Origin of the sequence: Metabacillus litoralis (assembly GCF_007994985.1) — a bacterium.
GTDB lineage: Bacteria > Bacillota > Bacilli > Bacillales > Bacillaceae > Metabacillus > Metabacillus litoralis.
The window spans coordinates 1-2,273 of record NZ_VOQF01000041.1 but is presented as its reverse complement, the minus strand read 5'-3'; the positions used below and the strand labels follow the sequence as shown (position 1 = coordinate 2,273).

The 2,273-nt window shown below is 36.6% G+C and carries 1 protein-coding gene; it reads left to right on the top strand.

The genetic code is table 11. The features are described 5' to 3' along the window. Positions 1-243: 243 nt before the first annotated feature. Positions 244-1,902 (top strand): family 14 glycosylhydrolase, encoded by a 1,659-nt coding sequence (locus FS935_RS22970; protein ID WP_240051010.1) that lies wholly within the window; start codon positions 244-246, stop codon positions 1,900-1,902. Positions 1,903-2,273 lie beyond the last annotated feature (371 nt).

Below are 2,273 nucleotides of genomic sequence, written 5' to 3'. Positions count from 1 at the left end.
TTTTTTTGGTATCACCATTGATTATAGGTATTTACACCTATTTTATTTGTCGAAATATAGGACATATTTCACTTGCATCAAACACCTCTAATTATATAACCTATAGATACAGCAAGAATTTTCAGAAAATTATGCAAGCGCTTGCACTATAAAGCCTTTTATTTTTCACCAAAAATGAAAGCGTTTTAATTTCTGATCAGGTGATCATGATCGATTAAACTACTAACAATAGGGGGAGTATATGTGAAAAAGTTTCTGAAACAGGTAAGCATCAGTTTTATTATTATTCTTTTAGCAACAACAACACTTTTTAACCCGTCAGCTTCTGCTGATATTAAGTCAGATTACAAAGCTTATGTGATGGCACCTTTAACAAAAATTACGAACTGGAGTGATTTCTCAAAGCAGCTTGCTACGTTAAAAAGCAATGGTGTTTATGCCTTAACAACCGATGTTTGGTGGGGCGATGTTGAGAAAAATGGAAATAATCAATTTGATTGGTCTTATTATCGTCAGTACGCTCAAGTTGTACGAGAATCTGGTTTAAAATGGGTGCCAATTATTTCAACACACCAATGTGGTGGAAATGTTGGGGATGACTGTAATATTCCTGTTCCTAACTGGGTCTGGAATCTTGCTAGCGAAGATGTGTTAACACACGAATCAGAAACAGGCTATGTGAATAAAGAAACTGTATCACCATGGGCAACAAATGTGATTTCAACTCAATATAATGAGCTTTATGCATCTTTTGCTCAAAACTTCTCAGATTATAAAGATATCATTGTCAAAATCTATTTAAGTGGTGGACCAGCTGGTGAACTACGTTTTCCATCCTACGTTACTGGTGATGGTTGGAGTTATCCTTCAAGAGGAAAATTACAGGCATATACGGAAACAGCAAAAACAGATTTTAGAAATAATATGCAAGCAAAGTACGGAACAATCAGTAGCTTGAATACTGCTTGGAAAACAAATTTATCATCATTTAGTCAAGTGAATCCACCATCAGATGGTGATAATTTCTTCACTTCAGGAGCAGCTTATAATAGTCAATATGGTAAGGACTTCATGAATTGGTACCAAAGTGTTTTAACAAAGCATCTTTCTTTAATTAGCAGTAGAGCACATCAAAACTTTGACTCTACATTCGGCGTACCAATAGGTGCTAAGATTGCTGGATTGCATTGGAAAATGAATGATCCATATATGCCACATGCAACTGAATATTCTGCTGGTTATCATGATTACGCGAAAATATTAGATCAATTTAAAGCTAGTAATCTACACCTTACATTTACTTGTTTGGAAATGGACAATAGTCAGGCATATACAAGCCCATACTATTCAGCTCCTAAATCACTTGTTACACAAATCGCTAACCTTGCTACACAAAGAGGAATCGTCTTGAACGGTGAAAATGCCTTAGCTATTTCAAGCTCTGATGCAAGTTATAGTGAATCACGCTACCGCAACACAGCACAGCATTTGTTTAATGAAGGCTTTAGTGGATTTACACTACTTCGCTTAGCAAATGTAGTCAATGCAAATGGAACGAAAACAGCTGAGATGGATCGTTTCAGAGATATTCTAGTTCTTCAGCCAATCAAGGTAGATTTCATCGTTAAAAATGCCCCAACCGCTTCTGGTGACACTGTTTATGTAACAGGAAACCGCTGGGAAATGGGAATGTGGGATAATGCTGATGGTAAAAAAATTAAATTAACGTGGAACAGCACATACCAAGACTGGAGAGGATCTGCTTATATAGCTGCGAATCGTTATTATGAATTTAAAGCAGTTGTTGCAGGCTCAAATAATGTTGTGAAATCTTGGGAGCCAGGTAGTAATAACGTGTGGAATACTCCATCTTCGAATAGCAGTTACACAGTTCAGTGGTAATTTAAAAAGCGCAAGGCGCCCGCCAATCAGCGACTAGCATAAGGTAAATAGGAAATAGAAGGTGCTCTTGCTCTTCGTCTTACACATTCCTATTTGACTTAGGGCTCGTACCGATAGCGCTTGGAGCTAGACACTAAAACTAAGTAAAAACGTTTATCCTTTTGATCTTTTGAATAAAAGAGGCTGGGACATAAGTATTTAAGCTAATGAAAAACCCGAATTATTAGGTGATGTATCAATTAATCATTCGCCTAATAGTTCGGGTTTTTATTTGTTGTCTACAATATTTTTTTGATTTTAGAAACTACTTTTAAGAACTAGTGGAATGTAGCGGAAGACATTTGACTCCTGCGGGTGCAGAGGAAAGGCTG